Annotated in this window: 18 protein-coding genes; 6 read left to right on the top strand and 12 right to left on the bottom strand. The window is 34.4% G+C overall.

The window, feature by feature from the left end; all coding sequences use genetic code 11:
- Nucleotides 1–28: 28 nt before the first annotated feature.
- The 4 genes from M0D21_RS00830 to M0D21_RS00845 all read right to left on the bottom strand — a co-directional run bounded on the left by M0D21_RS00830 (nucleotide 29) and on the right by M0D21_RS00845 (nucleotide 4,006).
- A complete protein-coding gene (locus tag M0D21_RS00830; protein ID WP_248325591.1) occupies nucleotides 29–991 on the bottom strand; it encodes an SDR family NAD(P)-dependent oxidoreductase in 963 nt (320 codons plus the stop codon).
- Between the two features lie 154 nt (nucleotides 992–1,145).
- On the bottom strand, nucleotides 1,146–2,072 hold the full coding sequence (locus tag M0D21_RS00835) for a helix-turn-helix domain-containing protein (protein ID WP_248325593.1): 927 nt from the start codon (nucleotides 2,070–2,072) through the stop codon (nucleotides 1,146–1,148).
- A 186-nt stretch (nucleotides 2,073–2,258) separates the two neighbouring features.
- Nucleotides 2,259–2,930, bottom strand: a complete 672-nt coding sequence (locus M0D21_RS00840) for a LytR/AlgR family response regulator transcription factor (RefSeq protein ID WP_248325594.1) — start codon at nucleotides 2,928–2,930, stop codon at nucleotides 2,259–2,261.
- Nucleotides 2,931–2,938: 8 nt separating this feature from the next.
- A complete protein-coding gene (locus tag M0D21_RS00845) occupies nucleotides 2,939–4,006 on the bottom strand; it encodes a sensor histidine kinase (protein WP_248325596.1) in 1,068 nt (355 codons plus the stop codon).
- A gap of 90 nt (nucleotides 4,007–4,096) precedes the next feature.
- Here M0D21_RS00845 and M0D21_RS00850 point away from each other — a divergent pair, with 90 nt between their 5' ends.
- A complete protein-coding gene (locus tag M0D21_RS00850) occupies nucleotides 4,097–4,711 on the top strand; it encodes a hypothetical protein (protein WP_248325598.1) in 615 nt (204 codons plus the stop codon).
- A complete protein-coding gene (locus M0D21_RS00855) occupies nucleotides 4,711–5,757 on the top strand; it encodes an alpha/beta fold hydrolase (RefSeq protein WP_248325600.1) in 1,047 nt (348 codons plus the stop codon). Before M0D21_RS00850 ends, M0D21_RS00855 begins: the two co-directional genes overlap by 1 nt.
- A 4-nt stretch (nucleotides 5,758–5,761) precedes the next feature.
- Here the strand turns inward: M0D21_RS00855 and M0D21_RS00860 are convergent, their stop codons facing one another.
- Nucleotides 5,762–6,184 (bottom strand): MarR family winged helix-turn-helix transcriptional regulator, encoded by a 423-nt coding sequence (locus M0D21_RS00860; RefSeq protein WP_248325602.1) that lies wholly within the window; start codon nucleotides 6,182–6,184, stop codon nucleotides 5,762–5,764.
- Nucleotides 6,185–6,265: 81 nt separating this feature from the next.
- On the opposite strand from M0D21_RS00860, the gene M0D21_RS00865 reads away from it, so the two are divergent.
- The 3 genes from M0D21_RS00865 to M0D21_RS00875 are packed head-to-tail and all read left to right on the top strand — an operon-like array spanning nucleotide 6,266 to nucleotide 8,620.
- Nucleotides 6,266–7,240, top strand: a complete 975-nt coding sequence (locus M0D21_RS00865) for a quinone oxidoreductase family protein (RefSeq protein WP_248325604.1) — start codon at nucleotides 6,266–6,268, stop codon at nucleotides 7,238–7,240.
- Between the two features lie 10 nt (nucleotides 7,241–7,250).
- The gene (locus M0D21_RS00870; protein ID WP_248325606.1) at nucleotides 7,251–8,297 is read left to right on the top strand and encodes a Leu/Phe/Val dehydrogenase; all 1,047 of its coding nucleotides are present in this window, start codon (nucleotides 7,251–7,253) and stop codon (nucleotides 8,295–8,297) included.
- Between the two features lie 2 nt (nucleotides 8,298–8,299).
- Nucleotides 8,300–8,620: a DUF1330 domain-containing protein gene (locus tag M0D21_RS00875; RefSeq protein ID WP_248325608.1), complete on the top strand. Its 321-nt coding sequence runs from the start codon at nucleotides 8,300–8,302 to the stop codon at nucleotides 8,618–8,620.
- Nucleotides 8,621–8,652: 32 nt separating this feature from the next.
- On the opposite strand, the gene M0D21_RS00880 is transcribed toward M0D21_RS00875, so the two are convergent.
- Together M0D21_RS00880 and M0D21_RS00885 are read right to left on the bottom strand one after the other, a co-directional pair.
- Nucleotides 8,653–9,186, bottom strand: coding sequence for a glutathione peroxidase (locus M0D21_RS00880; RefSeq protein ID WP_248325610.1), 534 nt, complete (start codon nucleotides 9,184–9,186; stop codon nucleotides 8,653–8,655).
- A 9-nt stretch (nucleotides 9,187–9,195) separates the two neighbouring features.
- A complete protein-coding gene (locus M0D21_RS00885) occupies nucleotides 9,196–9,627 on the bottom strand; it encodes a 6-pyruvoyl trahydropterin synthase family protein (protein WP_248325612.1) in 432 nt (143 codons plus the stop codon).
- 829 nt (nucleotides 9,628–10,456) lie between these two features.
- Here M0D21_RS00885 and M0D21_RS00890 point away from each other — a divergent pair.
- Nucleotides 10,457–11,797: an alkaline phosphatase D family protein gene (locus tag M0D21_RS00890; RefSeq protein ID WP_248325614.1), complete on the top strand. Its 1,341-nt coding sequence runs from the start codon at nucleotides 10,457–10,459 to the stop codon at nucleotides 11,795–11,797.
- Between the two features lie 50 nt (nucleotides 11,798–11,847).
- Here M0D21_RS00890 and ggt read toward each other — a convergent pair whose 3' ends face one another.
- From ggt to M0D21_RS00915, 5 genes are all read right to left on the bottom strand, one after another.
- Nucleotides 11,848–13,539 carry a gamma-glutamyltransferase gene (gene ggt, locus M0D21_RS00895; RefSeq protein WP_248325615.1) on the bottom strand — a complete coding sequence of 564 codons (1,692 nt, stop codon included), beginning with the start codon at nucleotides 13,537–13,539 and terminating at the stop codon, nucleotides 11,848–11,850.
- Between the two features lie 54 nt (nucleotides 13,540–13,593).
- Nucleotides 13,594–16,884 carry a VPS10 domain-containing protein gene (locus M0D21_RS00900; protein WP_248325616.1) on the bottom strand — a complete coding sequence of 1,097 codons (3,291 nt, stop codon included), beginning with the start codon at nucleotides 16,882–16,884 and terminating at the stop codon, nucleotides 13,594–13,596.
- A gap of 123 nt (nucleotides 16,885–17,007) precedes the next feature.
- Nucleotides 17,008–17,904 (bottom strand): hypothetical protein, encoded by an 897-nt coding sequence (locus tag M0D21_RS00905; protein WP_248325618.1) that lies wholly within the window; start codon nucleotides 17,902–17,904, stop codon nucleotides 17,008–17,010.
- A gap of 44 nt (nucleotides 17,905–17,948) precedes the next feature.
- The gene (locus M0D21_RS00910) at nucleotides 17,949–18,878 is read right to left on the bottom strand and encodes a TolB-like translocation protein (RefSeq protein WP_248325620.1); all 930 of its coding nucleotides are present in this window, start codon (nucleotides 18,876–18,878) and stop codon (nucleotides 17,949–17,951) included.
- A gap of 18 nt (nucleotides 18,879–18,896) precedes the next feature.
- Nucleotides 18,897–19,775: a TolB family protein gene (locus tag M0D21_RS00915; protein WP_248325622.1), complete on the bottom strand. Its 879-nt coding sequence runs from the start codon at nucleotides 19,773–19,775 to the stop codon at nucleotides 18,897–18,899.
- Between the last annotated feature and the right edge of the window lie 58 nt (nucleotides 19,776–19,833).

The raw sequence follows: 19,833 nt of genomic DNA on the forward strand, positions 1-19,833 counted from the left end.
TTAGATTTATATGTGTAAAATATTTTTGTTATTTCAAACCTACCAATTCGTAACTTTTTTCAACCAATTTCCAGGCTTCAACCATATCGTTGGCATTTGGATTTGGTGATTTCATGGGCCATCCTCCCTTTTTACATTCTTTATCGCTGTATAAAACACTATGCTGGCTAAAATAATCTCCCGAATGATGTATAGCATTATCAGACAGAAGCACGTGTAGTGAGGTTTGAGCCGATTCCCAATTACTATTCGAAATTCCTCTTGTGAACGGTTTTGCGATTGTCATTAAGGCTCGCATAAAGAAATTACCTCCACTACCAAAGTTCGATCTAGCCCATCCAGGGTGAATTGATGCTGTAAAAACATCGTAGTTTTGTAGCCGTTCTGACAGCTCTTTTGCATATAATACAGAAGCTACCTTGGCTTCACCATAAGCAGCAAAGTTGCTATATTTTCTACGTTCAAAGTTTAAATCGTCTAAATGTACTTTATATCTATTTTTTGTACTTCCAGCATGAACGACAGAAGATAAGATTCCCATTCTGGCACCTTCAGTTTGTTTTAGACACTCTAACAACAATTCTGTAAGAAAGAAATGTCCTAAGAAATTCACCCCAAAGGTTAATTCAAACCCATCGTCTGTAAATTTCTGTTTGTTATCCATTACAACCATTCCTGCATTACACATCAATCCGTCTAAGCGATTGTATTTTTGTAAAAATGACAATGCAAACTCTCTTACAGATTCTAAATTTGCCAGATCACATTTCATAATCTCATAACTCCCTTCTAAATGTATAAATGACTTGGCCTCTTTTTGTGCAGCCTCTATCCTACGGCAGGCCATAACAACATGTCCTCCCTGTTTTATTAATTGTCTGGTCGTTTCTAGCCCAACTCCTGAATTTGCACCGGTAACAATATATACTTTTCCTGTTATATTTTTTGATAGTGTTCGGGCATCACACCATATCATATGCTTATGACTCATTTTATCATGTCTTTTATTATTTATACTACAAAGTAATATCAGTTTTGAGTAGATATCGAACACAATATTCAGAATTCATAACACTATATTCGGATCATAAAAAAACCTCTTCCAAACAAATGAAAGAGGCTGAATTACAAACAAATACAACGTATTAATTAAACGTCTTTGAACGAAATTCTCGGGGAGACTCTCCAACTTTTTTCTTAAACATTCTACTAAAATAATGAGGGTAATTAAATCCTAGGTTATAAGCAATTTCATTGATGGTGAATTCTGAATTTAATAATTGCGTTTTAGCCAAATCAACAATATGATCATCTACCAAATCTTTGGTACTTTTTCCTGTATCCTTCTTCAGTAAATCACTTAAATAATTTGTAGAAAAGTTTACTTTTTTTGCAAAATATTCTGGAGTTGGTGTTCCATACTCTACCTGGAGATTTTTTTGATAGTACTCTTTGATTAAAGTTTCAACTTTGGTAATTACATCAGGACTACTGTTGGTTCGTGTTATAAATTGTCTATTATAAAATCTCTTAGAATAATTTAATAGTAATTCTAGATTAGTAACAATAACTTCTTGTGTATGATTATCAATATTGGAATCTAGTTCCGTTTTAATATTATGAGCTATTTCGGTCAAAGTGTCTTCCTCTTTTTTCGATAAATGCAGGGCCTCATGAACCGAGTAATTAAAAAAACCATAACTATTAATCATATTGCCTAAATTAAAATTACGAAGTAAATCTGGATGAAAAACCAGCATAAACCCATATGAACTAGGTGTATGTGTTGTTGAGGATACAATTTGATTTGGACCAATAAATCGTAAAACCCCCTCTTCAAAATCATATTTGTTTCTACCATATTGCATACCACAATCACCATCTTTTAAAATAATACTGTACAGATCAGAGGTCATTTTAACACCTTCAAAAGCTTTCTTTTTTTCTTCAGATAGCTGTTCTAATCTAGTAACATCAATTACTCCTATTAATGGATGGTTTGGTTTTTTCCACCCCAAAGCATTAAAAAACTGCGAAATAGATTTAATCTCAATAATACCCTTTTTTGACATTGTATGTTACTTTCAGAATTATTAGAATTACAAAAGTAATCGCTAATATATCTATCAAATAACACTATTTACAGATTGTAGAACACTATATCACTATTAATTTTAAGAGGTCAAATGCATTTACTGTAGTTTAATATCAGACATGCATCAGAGTACATTAGCATTGATCCTAAGGCTTCTATCACCTTAGAAACTGCTTAGCACTTTCTTTTTCATACGTACACTAATAGGAACTTTATGTGTTCCTATTATAATTTCATTACCAAGGATGGTATCGACTTTATATTTGGATATCACATAAGATTTATGTGTTTGTATAAAATAATCGGGTAATTGTGATTTAAAATTCCGTAAAGACATATGGGTAATTATCGCTTCAGTAAGAGTAATTACCTTAATGTAATTTTGCATAGCCTCTGCGAATAAAATATCTGCTATTTTTACCTTTTTGAGCTGTTTTTCACTCTTAATAAACAATACTTCCTTCTCTATAGATTGATCATGATAGGTATACACCTTATTCACTGCCTGTAAAAATCGGTCAAAAGCAATAGGCTTTACCAAATAGTCCAATACATTATATTGAAAACTTTCTAATGCATAGTTGTCATATGCAGTAGTCATAATAATTGAAGGAGAGTTTTTTAAGTTTTTTAACCAATCTAAACCTGAAACCAAAGGCATATTGATATCTAAAAAAATAATATCGATTTGGTGGGTTTCCAAATAGCAATTGGCTTGTAAAGCATTTTTGCAAATTGCGATTACCTGCAAAAAAGAAATCTTACTACAATATTCTGCTATTCCCTCTCGGGCAATAGGTTCATCATCGATGATTAAACATTGCAATGGTCGCATTCTGAAGTTTACAAGTTAATAACTAAATGTACCTTGAATATGGACTTTTCTTGTGTTATATCTAGTGTGTAATCATCTTTATATAACAAATCCAACCTTCTTTGTACATTAGTAAGACCTATTCCTCCAGTAATTGTTGCAACATTTGCATCAAAACTATTGCACACTTTCAAAGTAATCCTACCTGATACCTCTATGATATCTATGGAAATGGTATTTAAATGCCCCTCTTCGTGATTACTGCAATGTTTAAAAGCATTTTCAATAAAAGAAATCAATAGTAAAGGAGCTATTTTCTTTGTACCATTTTTATAAGAAATAGTATATCGGAGTCGGATATCTCTACCCTTTCTGGTTTCTTCAATTTTTATATATTGTGACACATAGTCTAGCTCTTTTTCGAGCGTAATATGACTATTAGTTTCATACAGTTGGTATCGCAGTAAGCCCGAAAATTGATGTAAAGTATCTTTGGCCAATACATTGTCTTTACCAATTAAATGATACACGCTATTTATACCATTAAACAAAAAGTGAGGATTCAATTGGGCTCTTAGATACTTAAGCTCAGACTTAAAGTTTTCTTCCTGAAGCTGTTGTTTTATCTTTTCAGATTTTAAATATTCAAATTTCAAAATGTAATAAAACCCTGCAATAGAATAGATAATATGAAATATAAAGTTATTGATAAGACTCCCTACCAATAGATCGGTTTCGATATCATAAATCCCAAACATGATATAATCGATAAAAGTCTCTAATAACGAAATAACAGTAATCACTGTAATCGATAATACATAAAACTGTAATCGTTTACGTGGAACATAAATTTTTGGGAACAACCAAAACACCTGAATATAAAACAGTAAAGCATTAAAAAATAATCCATACGCATAGGCAAACGCCAAACTACCATTAACATAGCTAAAGCCATTCCACTCAAAATCTGATGCTATTACAACAAACCAATAGTTCAGCGTCCAGAACAATAAATGCCCTACTATCAATGGTATTTTATATGTCTTGGTTTTGATCATGATCTGCAAAGGAACATATAATTTATTTGTATGCATCATTTTTTATACGATGATCACAATATATGCTACGCTTATCAAATTAGCAGAGCCAGAGACTTCTTTTTCTATTGTTTTGTCTGAAAATTAATCATGGTGAAATATACTTTTATCTTTTTACTGGGCTGTACCTTGTCTGGACTTGCGCAGGATTCTATCAAGACAAAGATGTCTTTTTTGGATCGTACAGCATTTAAAATTGGGTATTCGGGAAACATTCTCTGGAATAACGGATTGAATTTTGGAGCAGAATATAAGTGGAAAGAGATATTAAAAACAAAAGAGAAAAAAGGTAGACAAAAGAATGTGTCTCATCAATTTTTATTCAATGGTAATTTAGGGATTACAACAAACTTTTCTACCAAAACAGATACAGGGATTTTTACCAATTACGGACTTACATGGAGAAGAACCAATCCCAAAGGAAAACAAATAAGTATAGAATTTAATCCGCTAGGGTACTACCGCTCATTTTTACCGGAAACTTATGAAGTACAGGGAGAAAGCGTAAAAAAAGTGTTTCTACCCGGTCGGGGGTATTATGCTCCTTCTCTATCGGTCGGAATTGGTAAGCAACGAAAAGATAAAAAACTTAATGCTTGGTATCTTAATATGAACCTTATGCTTAGAACTCCGTATAATGCAGGAACACTACCATCTATAGGTTTACAATATGGTTATCGATTTAATTTTAAAAAGAAGAAATAATGCAAGCACGAATATTCAAAAATTACAAGATCCTGGTTTTGTCAATGATGATGTTAACAGTAATATCTTGCTCAAATGATGATGACCTGTCAGACCTTAATGATACGATCTTTGTACGACATAAAAATGCCGATATGCCTGCCTATATTCATGGTAATGCCTCTGAAAAAGTATTTTTAATCACATTACATGGTGGTCCTGGAGGCTTGGGCTTAGATTTAAGAGTTGATGCTTTTAAAAACCGAATCGAAAAAGAATATGCTGTGGTATATTTTGATCAACGTGGTTCGGGGATGTCACAAGGTAGTTTTTCTGAAAATGAGTTAAATATTGATATAATGGCTGAAGATGTTCTTGCACTTGTTAAGGTCTTAAAACACAAATATGGAAATGATGCTCGCTTTTTTTTAATGGGACATAGCTGGGGTGGTGCTTTGGGTACTCTTACCTTATTAAAAGATCAAGATGATTTTTTAGGATGGATTGAAGTTGATGGAGCTCATAACCCCAAAGGAATGTATCCTGAATATATTGCCAATTTTAACCGTGTTGCCAACGAGCAAATCGAATTGGAAAATAATATCACGTATTGGGAAAGTATCATAAACCTGGTCAATAGCGTTCCTCCAACATACCGTGAAAAGTACTTTTTTGATTTAAATAACGAAGCTTTTAGAGCCGAAAGAAGATTAGTAGACAATAATATTATAAATGAACAAATAAATGGAAACAACACTTTTTTTGAATATAATCTTATCACTGCATTATGGAACAACAGAAATATTATAGGCATCATTACCAATCAAGGGTTTTGGGAAAATGTATCATATACCGATCGACTTCAAGAAATTGAAGTTCCCTCTCTAGTACTTTGGGGTAAATACGATATGATACTACCAGCTACTTTTGCAAAAGAGGCTTATGACAACCTAGGTTCTGCCGAGAAAAAACTAGTTATTTTTGAACGCTCAGGTCATGCTCCTATGCTTAGTGAAGCCGATGCATTTGTAGATGAAATACTGTTGTTTATGGATACTTATAAATAAACAATCACTTTAAAAGTTTCGTGATACTTGTCATAAAGTCAACAAGTTCTAGTTGTTGTGGTTTACTTAAATTTTCTATTTGTTCCCGTACCGATTTAGAAGACAAATCATCCAGTATTTGATGTTCTTCTATACCTTTATTAGTTAAATTTAGATAATATTTACGCTTATCCTCTGTTGATTGTTTTTTTGTAATCAATGACAGGTTGATAAGCTTTTTAATTACCCTACTTAAGTAACCTTCATCAATTTGTAATACTTCATTAATGGAAGTCGCGGTAACGTTAGGGTTGTGTCTTAACTCATTAAGTATATGTGCTTCGGTTAAAGAATATCCGGTGTTTAATACAGAGTTTTGTAATAGCCCTATTTGTCTAACATAAAATCTATTAAAGCTACGTATTCTATATATAATTTGATCCTCCATATGGCAAAATTAGTCAAAATACTTGCTTTTAGCAAGTAAATAAAATATATTTGCTTCAAGCAACTAATTATAATCAGCAATATGCCACAAGCGATAGTTATACGAGAATACGGAGATCACAATGTTTTGAGACTAGAGGAAGTAGATACAAGGACTCCACACGCACATGAGCTGGTTATTAAACAAACTGCTATCGGTGTTAACTTTCATGATATATATGTAAGATCAGGATTATATAATACCCTTTCTCTTCCTGGCACTCCGGGTATTGAAGGTATAGGAACTGTAATACAAATAGGTAAAAACGTAAAAGATTTTTCTATTGGAGATAAAGTAGGTTACATTACATCTACCTATGGTGGATATGCTAGTGAACAAGTTATTTCCGCAGATTTGGTTGTTTCAATACCCGAAGAGATTGATGATATTGCTGCTGCTGCAGCATTACTCAAAGGATTAACTGTAGAGATGTTAATCAACAAAGTAGCACAGTTAAAACCAAATAATTGGGTTTTAATTCATGCCGCCTCTGGTGGCGTTGGACGATTGTTGGTACAAGCTGCCAAAAATCGAGGAGCTCTTGTTATTGGGACAGTAGGGTCTACAGAAAAAGCTGAGATTGCCAAGGCCAATGGTTGTGATTACATTATCTTATATCAAGAAGAAGATGTTGTAGAAAAGGTGATGGAATTTACCCAAGGCAGAGGAGTCAAAATAGTATATGATAGCGTTGGCAAAAGTACTTTTCATGGTTCCTTAGCTTCTTTAGATATTGCCGGTCATTTGGTTAATTTTGGGCAATCTTCAGGTCCTATTGAAGGTTTTGAAATTCCGATGTTGGCAAAAAAATCTTCAACATTATCTAGACCTATGCTTTTTCATTACACCAACAATAGAGAAGAATTACTAAATATGAGTTCGTCTTTTTTTGATAAAGTAATCCGTGGAAAAATTACACTGGCGGCACCATTGACATTTCCTTTAAGCGAAGCCGCAAAAGCGCATGAACTTATGGCTTCTCGCAAACTTATGCAACCGGTAGTACTTATTCCATAAACCTAATATTATGTCTGTATTTTTAAATCCGGAATTCGATAACCATGAAAAAGTTTTATTTTGTCACGACACCTCTGTGGGACTTCATGCAATAATTGCCATTCACAATACAAACTTGGGACCTGCAGCCGGAGGATGTCGCATGTTTCCTTATGATACATTTAATGATGCTTTAACCGATGTTTTAAGACTATCTAAAGGGATGAGTTACAAAAATGCGATAGCAGGTTTGCCACTAGGTGGTGGTAAATGTGTTATCATTGCTGACCCAAACGAGCCTAATAAATCCAAATTGTTACAGGCTTTTTCTAAACATGTTCAGGATTTGCACGGAAAATACTGGACAGCAATAGATGTTGGTGTAGGTCCAAAAGATGCTGATATATTAGCCGAACATTGTGACTATGTTTTTGCCAGATCAAGTGAATATCCAGAAGGGTTCAATCCATCTCAATTTACAGCATTGGGTGGTTTTTATGGTATTAGAGCTACAGTTAAACATATATTTGGAAAAGATGATTTACAAGATATTACTGTTGCAATACAAGGGTTAGGTGCCACCGGAAGAGAATTATCAAGATTGTTATTTCAAGCTGGAGCAAAACTAATGGTATCCGATATAAATCAGGCTGCATTAAAATTTGTAGTAGATCAGTATGATGCAGTAGCAATAGACAGTGGCAAGATATATTCAGTTGAAGCTGATATTTTTGCACCATGTGCTATGGGGGCTATTATTAATGATCAAACCATATCAAAATTTAGGTTTAAAGCTATATGCGGATTGGCCAACAACCAATTAGCTTCACCTAAACATGGAGAGATTCTTGCGGATAATGGTATTATATACGTTCCTGATTTTTTAGTAAACTCTGGGGGTATGATTGGTGCTGGTTCAAGAATATTTTCCAACCCAACTGTAGAAGAATCTAAACAAAGTGTATTAAAATTGTATGATATTATATTTAATGTTCTAGAAAAATCTGCAAACGATCAACAACCTACTGCTTTAGTGGTAGATAAAATGGCTCAAGAAATAATCTTTAAAAATATATAATTATGCCAGCATATGTAATCGCAATGATGTCTATTCATGATGCAAAAATGTATAGTAATTACACAGCATTAACCCCTACTCTAGTCTCTAAGTATGGAGGTAAGTTTTTAACGCGAGGAGAACAAGTAACAACTATTGAAGGAACTCCATATGAGGACAGGATGGTTATTTTGGAGTTTCCTGATAAGAAAAGCGTTGAAAATTGGTTTTCTGATCCAGAATATAAAGAAGCTATGAAATTTCGACATGCATCCTCAACTATGCATATGCTATTACTACAGGAAGGTGGTGAAAATACGTTAAACCCAAATCCGAAGCTTTAGGGTTAAAATCATAAATAAGCGAGATATCTTATCTATCTAAGGTGTCTAACAATTGAAGAGCTTGTGGGTTTGGTTGTTGAAAAATAAAAATCAATATATTCACCTTGTTCATCAACCAAGTATTTTTGAAAATTCCATTTTACACTGGAGTTTTTAATTCCATTTTTTTCCTTGTTTGTTAGCCATTGATACAAAGGATGTTGGTTACTACCTCTAACGTTTATTTTTTCAGTAACTAGAAAAGTTACGCCATAATTGCGTTCACAAAAAGATTGGATTTGAGAAGCGTCACCCGACTCTTGTTTACCATATTGATTGCACGGACAGGCTATGATCATTAGCTTTTCCTGATATTTATTATACAATTCTTGTAAAGAAGCATATTGCCCCGTGAATCCGCATTTAGAGGCAACATTTACAAAGAGTAGTTTTTTACCTTTAAGATTGGATAATTTAATAGGATTCCCTTCAATGTCATTTATGGCTATATCATAAATTGATGTTTTAGCTGCAACTTTGTTGGCAGTCTTTCTTGAAGATGTTTTTATTGTATTTACAAGTCTCATAGTAGCATGTTAATAAGGATATTCTACATAATTTCGTGGAGTTTCATATAGTCGTATTTGAAGATCCAGTTCTTCAGAAATGGCTTCACGCAAAATATTATAAGTCACAAATACTATATTTTCTGCGGTTGGGTTCAAATTTTTAAAATCATCAACCTCGATATTCAAGTTTTTGTGATCAAAACGATCTGTAACTTTTTCTTTAATTACATCCGATAATACCTTAGCATCCATTACATAACCAGTCTCCGGATTAATATACCCGATTACTTTAACTTCCAATTCGTAGTTATGGCCATGGTAATATACATTGTTACATTTACCAAAAACCTTTTCATTCTTTTCTTCACTCCAGCTTGGGTTATGAAGTCTATGCGCCGCATTAAAATGTTCTCTTCTAATAATAGCTGTTTTTCTTTGCGAAGAATCTCTTTCCGCCATAATTAAATATTTGATATTGATTGAATTGCTTAAGAAAGTTTACAATTTTTAGTTACAGGTTTTAGAATTACATAATACCGTTATTAACCTCTATTGAGTAAACTTGCTTTGCGTTTTATTGCTAAAAAATTTTTATAAAGATAGTGTAGATTGTATATTTGTTTAACATTTTTAACAATAGATTAAACAAAATTAAAAATTTAGAGCAATTTAAGATGATAAAAAACTTTATTAAAAGTGTTGGTGTAATGAATATTATAATGCTATTAACAGTAATTGTAGTAATTATTTTATCCCACTACTCTTTTAGCAAGGGTAGGCATCTTGAGGCCATATTTATTGGTCTATGGGCACCTACTATCCTTGGATTCCTTAATTATTTTAAAAATAATTCATAATGGATGACCTAGTTATTATATATTCAGTTGTTGTAACGACAATTTTTTTGGTATGGATGATTTTTGTGATAAGAGCCTACAATAAAAATTATAATCAAAAAAAGGATTAATGCTTTCGATAACCTTTATTGTATCCAACCATTTTTAATACATTTTAATTCGTTTTGCTGTACAATAGTACTATAACATTTGAGCCACATCAACTAGTATTAGAAAGCTTCTTTTAGCCTGTAGATGCAGGTTATTAATGAAAATATCAAATTTTAGTGTCTATTCTGGCTAAGCTGCTTAACTATTCTATAGCTTATTTCTTTTACTTATATATATGTCTAGTTTAGTAAACAATTCATAATACTTTCTTCAGCATTTCTAAACACTAACTAGAATACTACTTGTATATTTACAAATACTATTAATCTTTACACTCTTTTATGAAAAAGAAACTCTTTTTTATTGTTCTAGTACTTATGACCGGTAGTTTAGCTCTAGCACAAGATTTGGTACAGTCGGGACCTATGGTTGGTTACTCTACTATGCGCGAAGTCTTACTTTGGGTGCAAACTACCAAAACTGCTCAAGTTCATTTCGAATATTATGAGAAAGAACAACCTAAACAACGATACCAAACTGAAAAACATCTTACCGCAGCAAACAATGGACATGTAGCAAAATTAGTAGCTAATAAAGTTTTACCTGGAAAAACATATAGCTATGAACTATATATTGATGGCAAAAAAGTTGAAAGAAACTATCCTATGGAATTTCAATCGCAAACACTTTGGCAATGGAGAACCGATCCTCCCGAAGTAAATTTTGCTATTGGTAGTTGTAATTATGTAAACGAAGAACAATTTGATAGACCAGGCAAACCTTACGGAAGTGATCATGATATTTTTAGCTCTATTCACAAAAAAAATCCAGACTTTATGTTGTGGTTAGGTGATAATACATATCTAAGAGAAGTAGATTGGAACTCTCGTACAGGTTTTTTACACCGGTATACGCATACTCGTTCATTACCAGAGCTTCAGCCATTACTTGCATCTACCCATCATTATGCTATATGGGATGATCATGACTATGGCCCTAACAATGCCGATAGTAGTTATTGGCTAAAAGATACTGCTTCAGAAATATTTAAACTTTTTTGGGGTAATCCTAACTACGATATTATAAATAAGGGAGGAATAACAGGATATTTTCAATGGGCCGATTTAGATTTTTTCTTGTTGGACAATCGTTATTTCAGAACGTCAAATAATAATTTTACTGGGAAGCGTGAAATGCTGGGTAAAGCTCAAATAGATTGGCTTATCAATGCTTTGGCGTCGAGTAGAGCGCCCTTCAAATTCATTGCTGTGGGAGGGCAAGTATTAAATTCTGAAGCGATGTACGAGAACTATGCAACTTATCCTGAAGAGCGACAATACTTACTTGATAAGATACGTGAGGCGAAAATTGAAGGTGTTATTTTTCTAGACGGAGACAGACACCACACGGGCCTGAGTCGCATGTGGGAGAGTAATAGCGTATACCCACTTTACGACTTAACCTGTTCTTCTTTAACTGCTGGATCAAACAATAATAGAGAAAAATTAAATGTCTATAAACTGGAAGAAACGTTGGTTGGGCAGCATAACTATGGAATTTTAAATGTCAGTGGTCCTCGTAAAGAACGTGTATTAAACATCAAGATATTTGATAAGGAAGGGAATGAATTATGGAGTAAAGACATTAAGGCTGAAGATCTAAAATATAAATCAAGAAGGTAAAAAAATACAAGCTTTGGAGTAAAAAGACTACTCCAAAGCTTGTATGTTATTTAATATCCCGCAGCTTGTCCATCCTTACGGCTTTCTGAAGCCCCATGATATACTTTGTTATCATCATCCCATAAAATAGCCTGATAACCACCATAAATACCTCTTGCGGTACCTATTCTATGCCCTTTATCCATCAAACCACGAATAGTTGTATAAGGAATCCCTGATTCTGTACGTACCGTGCCAGTGTTTGTTGTAGTTTGTCCCATTGGACTTGCTCCTCCCGTATGATCCCATCTTGGGGCATCACCAGCCTCTTGCAAATTCATTCCAAAATCTACCAAATTCATTACGATTTGCGTATGCCCCATCGGCTGAAAGTCTCCACCCATTACACCAAAGCTTACAAAAGGCTTTCCATCTTTTGTTATGAAGGCAGGGATAATGGTGTGAAAAGGGCGTTTACCTGGTTCGAAAGTATTTGCTTGTCCAGGGGTTAAGCTGAATAACTCACCACGATCCTGTAACATAAACCCTAATTTAGGAGGCACCATTCCAGAACCCATACCTCTATAATTACTTTGTATAAGCGATATCATTGTCCCTTCTTTATCTGCTACGGTCATATATATGGTCTCCCCTGCTGAAATCTCTCCAGCATTATATTTCCCTGCCCGTTTCCCTATTTGAGCTCTTCGGTTTTTAGCATAATCATCAGATAACAACTGGGAAACAGGAACATCAAAAAAGTTCATGTCTGCGTAGTATTTTGCCCTGTCTTCAAAGGCTAATTTTTTTGCTTCAGTGAAAAGATGCAAGTGCTCTGTACTTCCAAATTCGATATTAGAAAAATCATAACCTTTCAATATTTGTAGCATTTGCAATGCTGCAATACCTTGTCCATTAGGAGGTAATTCCCAAACATCATAACCTCTATAATTCACCGATACAGGTTCTACCCATTCTGACTTATGATCAGCAAGATCTTTTGCTGAAAGGAAACCGCCTTGTTCTGAAATGAACGTTCCAATAGTTTTAGCGATATCTCCTTTATAAAATGCATCCCTACCTCCTTCTGCAATTTTTTTGTAGGTATTTGCCAAATAAGGATTTTTATAAATTTCACCTTCATTTGGTAATATTCCTCCATTTTGATTTTTGTAGGTATCGGCTATATTAGGAAAACCTTTTGATTCATAGAATGGGATACTTCTCTGTAAATACCATGCTATGAGTTCTGTTAAAGGAAATCCTTTTTCGGCATAGTCTATAGCTGGAGCTAAAATCTCTGACATAGGTTTTGATCCAAATTTTTTATGAAGTTCGAACCACCCATCAACTGCACCTGGAACACTTACTGGTAAAGGACCATGAGACGGAATCTTTTTCATCCCTTGTTTATTAAAGTATTCTAAAGAAAGTTTCTGAGGAGAGCGACCACTGGCATTAAGCCCGTATAGTTTTTTGGTTTTCCCATCCCATACTATAGCAAAAAGATCACCTCCAATACCACATCCCGTAGGCTCCATAAGTCCCAAAGCAGCGTTTGCCGCTATAGCAGCATCAATGGCGTTACCACCCTTCTTAAGAACATCAAGTCCAACCTGAGTAGCTAAAGGATGACTGGTGGCTACCATTCCATTTTGACCCAATACCTCAGAACGGGTGGCAAAAGATTCTCCAGTAATTCTGTCTTGAGCCAACAAACATTGCGTAAGAAGCAATAAACAAAGTAGATAGCAATTTTTCATGATTCTATAGTTTTTCAAATTCAATATTTTATACTAAATGATGCTTAGGTAGTATTAATTTTTATTTTCATATCCACGACCAGGTGTATAAGGTGCACCCGCATTAATTAGCTTCTGCTCTAAATCCTTCAGATCTTTGTTATAAATCTCTTCCATTTTAGCTTTAATTACCTTCACCTCTTCCTTTGCTATGACATAGCTATCCTTATGAGTTTTTGTAGGTGTAGCGGTAGAATATTTTTGTTCATAGCCTATGCTTCCCAAACGGAATGCCGGAGGTAAAGGTTGATCAATATCTAATCTACGTTTTACAGGGTCACCATACATCGAGATTCGAACAGCGTCTAATTGATCTTCGATAGTTAATAATTCCTTATATAAATTTCCTAAAGGTTGTTCTGCCCGCTTAATAGCGGCTTTGATATATTTAACCTTATTTCTTGATTCGGACATCAATTTTTGGGCAATACCCATATCTGCTTGAAGTTTAGCCAAATCTTTTTGGAACGCTACTTTGGCTGCTCTATTTTCGGCTGGCATCTCAACATTTTTCAACGCTTTTACTTCAAAAGCAACCGGGCCCGTAAGTGATTTTAATTCCCCACCTTTTAAAACACCCATTTCTACCGTATAATTTCCTGGAGCTACTAAAGTACCTTCATCTCTACCTCCGAAAGGATTATAAAATGCAGGTTTATTTAAATTGATCGGGTTTTGTAACGTGTATCGCAGGTTCCAATGAAATCGTTGTATTCCTTTTTTGGCAGGTCTGAATTCTTTCTTAACAACATTACCGTTACCATCTTTAATAGAAAAAACCAATTCTTCTTTAATCTCATCGGTTTCAGCTTTTAAGGCATCATAGTTAGGATATGGTGTATTATTCCCAGATTTAACTAATTCTTTTTCTTTTTTCTGACGTTTATCCTTAATCGATTTATAATCTGTATTGTAGTAATAGGTAATCATGGCTTCCGGTCCTAGGTTAGGTGCGGTATAAAAATTATCACCCTGAAAAGATTTACCAGGCAACCCCAACGGACTGCTTTGTTCCCAAATTAAAGCTGTTCTTATAGGGTAAATTTTTGCTTCTTCGGTGGGTTTTGCATTTTGAACACTTCTCAACACTGAATAATCATCCATTACATAAAAACCACGTCCAAAAGTTCCTAGAACCAAGTCATTCTCACGCTCTTGAATGGCTATATCTCTTACTGCAATGGTAGGAAGCCCATTTTTCAACTGTTTCCAATGCTGTCCTTGGTTTGGAGAAAAGAATGCACCAAATTCTGTTCCTACAAAGAGTAAGTTATTGTTGATATGATCTTCTTCAATTGCATAAATACTACCACGTTTTGGTAAATTAGTTTGAATAGCAGTCCAGCTTACTCCTTTATTAGTAGATTTAAAAAGATACGGCTTAAAATCTCCATATTTATGATGATTAAAAGCTACATACATTACATTTTCATCATGTCTCGATAAATAAACACTATTTACATAAGATTGATTTGGAGCTTCCGAAATATTTGAAACTTTTCTCCAGGTTTGTCCTCCATCTTCTGAAATATGTACAAGACCATCATCTGTTCCTGCAGCTAGTAAATTCTTATTGCGAGGAGATTCAGAAAAAGCAACGATACTTCCATAAGGTGATGTTGATACATTCTTAGCAACCGCATCTATGCTTACCACACGGTCATATACTTTTAAGGTATTTCGATCTATTTGTCGTGATAAATCATCACTAAGCACCTCCCAGCTATTACCATAATCATCTGACCTAAACACCTTGTTTGCAGAAAAATATAATCTTCCTGCTTTGTGTTTACTTACTACCAAAGGAGCATCCCAATTGTATCGGTAAGCATTTTCTCCTTTTCTAGCTTTTGGTTTTATTCCTACTTTTTCTCCACTTTTTTTATCAAATCGTACTAAACCTCCATACTGTGATTGGGCATACACAATATTTGGATTATTAGGGTCTACCTGAGATTCAAACCCATCACCACCGTTGGTAATAAACCATTCAGAATTACGAATACCGTGTTCTGTTAACACTCTGGAAGGACCACCTATACTAAAATTATCTTGAGTTCCTCCATAAATGTTATAAAATGGAGCGTCATTGTCTAATGCTACTTTATAAAACTGAGTTACTGGTAAATTCTTTTTAAAATCCCATGTTTTTGCTGCGTCGAACGTTTCATAAATTCCTCCATCACATCCTACAACCCAATGTTTATTGTTGTTTGGGTTAATCCACATCGCATGATTATCTACATGTTTGGTATCTTCTCCTACCAGTTCGAAACTTTTACCCCCATTATGAGTTACAGACATCCAGGTATCCATCGAATATACCGTATTTTCATCTATAGGATCTGCTATAATTTCTTGATAGTAATTTCCACTAGTAACATGTGAGCCTCTTTTTTCCCAACTAGCTCCTCTATTGGTAGACGCAAAGAAACCTCCTTTGCCATTGGCAGCTTCAACTATTGCATAAATGATTTCAGGATTAGCAGGCGAAATCGCTAATCCGATTCGTCCTAACTCTTCACTAGGTAAACCTTTATTGATTTTTGACCAAGTAACTCCTCCATCAACACTTTTATGCATACCAGAACCAGGACCTCCCCCTACATAGGTGTATACATGTCGTCTTCTCTGTAAAGTAGAAGCGTATAGCACGTTAGGGTTTCTTGGGTCCATAACTACATCATTTACACCTGTATGCTCATCTACTGTAAGCAGAGCGTTCCAGGTCTTTCCTCCATCTTCGGTTTTGTATAACCCTCGATCTCCTCCTTTATTCCATAAAGGACCAATAGCAGCTACGTAGACGATATCAGAATTTTCCGGATGAACGATTATTTTTCCAATATGTTCTGAATTCTTAAGACCTACATTCTCCCAAGATTTTCCTCCGTCCTTTGATTTATAAACACCGTCTCCATAAGCCACAGAACGCTGATTATTATTTTCTCCTGTCCCAACCCAAATTACATTAGAATTATTTGGATCTATGGTGACACAACCGATAGAATAAGAACCTTGTACATCAAAAATTGGTTGATACGTTACACCAGAATTCACAGTTTTCCATACGCCCCCTGCAGCAGTAGCGACATAATACTCAAAAGGATTATTAGGATTAAATGCAAAGTCTGAAATACGACCTGAGGTTAATGCCGGTCCCACATTTCTCCAGGAAAGCCCAGAGATACTTAAGGATTCTAAAGGTGTTTTTTCTTCTTTTTTATTTTTAGATTTTTTTTGGGCATCACAAACTTGACTAAAACTAAGTATTAAGCCAAGCACTAGGACAAGGGATTTTTTCATTGGTTTTATTTAGATGACTTGTTGAATAGCCAAACATACAAAACATTCTATGGTTTTAATTACGCATTACGAATATTATAACAGTTGTTCTAATGTAACAAATGAACTAAATATAACCTCTCTTTAGTCTCCTGGTTTTAGGGTTTCAATAATTTTAGCATCGACCCAATACTTTGTGGTTTCCCAATAAGTACTGCCATCCTCTTTTACTTTCTCCTCTGACCTCCCGAAATGTAAATATTTTCCATCGAGAGTTAAACTTGCTCCATTTTCTACTAACTCTGAATTTATCTTATCCCCCATATTTATAGCTGGCCCCCATGAACCATCTTCCTGCCGGAAACTAATATAATTGTCTGACATTCCATAGCCTTCTTCCCTCTCACTTCCCCATATTAAGAAAGATTCATCTGGAGCTATAAAAGGGTGGGCTGTCCATTTACCCGTATTAATATGATCGCCAAGTAATTTCGGTTCTTCGCGTTTACCGTTTACAATTCTTGACATTCTAATTACATCATTGCTTTTATAATCATCAAAAACAAACGTGCCTTTAGAAGAAACTGACATCACCATGATACCCCAATCCTCTCGATCAAACATAGGGCCTAGGCTTTTAATTTTAGACCAACCAGTATCTGTACGTTCAATATAATTCCATCTTGAGTACAAGATGTTATTATCGCTCGGATTATGTTTAAAGCTATACTTGTTTACTCGATAATAATTTCCTTCATTACGATAAACTACTACAGGATCCTCAAAGGGATTATCACCGGTATATGTAAAATAGAACTCCTTCATATCTACAGCGTTGGCATTTCCCAGTTTCCATTCTTTTGAAGTCTCTTTTCTAGGAACAAAAATCTCGGGGATTAATCCTGGAGGTTTATACCCAAAGTATAGATTTTCTGTTGATGATGATGATTTACTATCTTCCGATTTTGTTTCCTCTTTATCGCAGGAATTAAAAAATAATATTAAGGCTAGAGTAAAAAATAACTTTAAATAATCCCTCATGTACAATTGTCTTTTTTGATTAATATCCAGTAAACTGTATTGTTTTAATTTTTAGGTCTAAGTTTTTCAATGATTTGGGCATCTACCCAGAAAACATCTACGTTTTCATATTTATCTGAACCCATATTCCTATTAAAAATGAGGTATTTACCATCAGGAGTAACGCTGGCTCCTGCTTCCCAAGCCGTTGTATTGACATTTTCTCCCATATTAATTGCTTTTCCCCAAGTACCATCTTTTTGTTTAAAACTAATATAGATATCAGAATCACCATGCCCAATATCTCTTTCACTATCCCAGATGAGATAAGATTCATCGGGTGCGATAAAAGGATGTGCATTCATTTTTCCTGTATTTATTTCTTTACCAAAATCTTTAGGTGCTTCTCGTTTCCCATTAATCAATCGAGAATATCTAATAACTCCATCTCCATCTGGCATTCCTATTTCATCAAATACATAAGTTCCTTTTGATGAGGATGTAAGGCGCATAATCTGGATATTCTGAAAGGCTGAATCTAGCTTTTTTATCTCTGACCATTCACCAGTTTCTGTACGTTGCTTATATCGTCTTCCTAAGTGCATTGTATTACCATCGGGAGATATAAAAGGCTGCCCTGCTCTTTTTGATACTACTCGTTTTTGCCATAATTTATTTTTATACTCAAAAACAACAAATTCCATTTTGGTATTTGGTCCATTATCTTTGATAAAATAAAATGATCTCATATCAGGAGTGAACGTACCGCATACCTCCCAATTCTGTGTAGAAACTAACCCTGGTGCAAAAGGTTCTGCAATTAAACCTGGTGGCTTTTGCCCCAGATAAGGGTTTTCTATCGTATTCATAAACGATTTATCATTTTTTGATTGTTTAGATTCAGAATTACAGGCATTTAGAAACAATATTCCTGTAACTATTAACATAAAATGTAGTACCATTACTGATGTTACAATTGATTGTAGTTTTTCCATTTGGGATGGGTATTAGTATTACTTTAACCAAGCTGCTTGAGAACCTCCTACAATAATGGGGCTAATTGAAGAGCCATCATTATTCATAATATAAATAGTTCTGTCTTCTCTCCTTTTCCCAGTTGCTGCAGAAAAAATAAGTTGAGAACCATCTGGGGACCATGACGGATACCAATAATCTATATCATTATGGGTTAATCTCTTTTGGTTGGAACCATCTATATTCATCACATAAATTTCATGATTCCCATCTCTATTAGACATGAATGCAATTTGCTTGCCATCTGGAGAAACTTCAGGATGCCAATCTTCGGTAGAGTTGTTTGTAAGTTTACGGATATTAGAACCATCTATATCAGCAATGCAAATTTCACTTGTATTGCTTTTAGAATGGTACACAATTCGTCCATCTGGAGTAAAACATGGCCCTCCTCCATTAATATTCTTGATTTGCTGCTGCTCACTTCCATCGGCATTCATCCTCCATATTTCTTCTTGCCAAATACCTTTAGCATCTTTGTAAGACCTTGAAAAAACTATTTTTTTTCCATCTGGTGACCATGTTGGTGAATTGTCCCACATGTTTTTGTCATACGTTAATCGTTTCCAATTGGTTCCATCTCTATTTACCGTATGGATAGACCAAGTCTTTTTTTCATCATATTTAGCATAAAAAGCAAAGTGTTTTCCGTCTGGAGAACAGGCAACGTAACCTCCCTTAGTCTTTATACTTTCAACATTTGATGAACTTTCTCTCGTAGTTTGATAAATTTCTAAAATACCTGAAGGCAATGATGTATAAGCAATACTATATAATGCAGTTTTTTCATTTTCTTGACTTGATAAATTAAAGCATATTAAAAAAGTCAGTAGTAATATGATTTTTACTTTTCTCATACGTTTGTTTTGAATGATAACAATGGCTGTTTTTTGTACAATGTATTGGCCCTATAAA

It is taken from the genome of Aquimarina acroporae, assembly GCF_023195925.1.
In the GTDB taxonomy this organism is placed as follows: domain Bacteria; phylum Bacteroidota; class Bacteroidia; order Flavobacteriales; family Flavobacteriaceae; genus Aquimarina; species Aquimarina acroporae.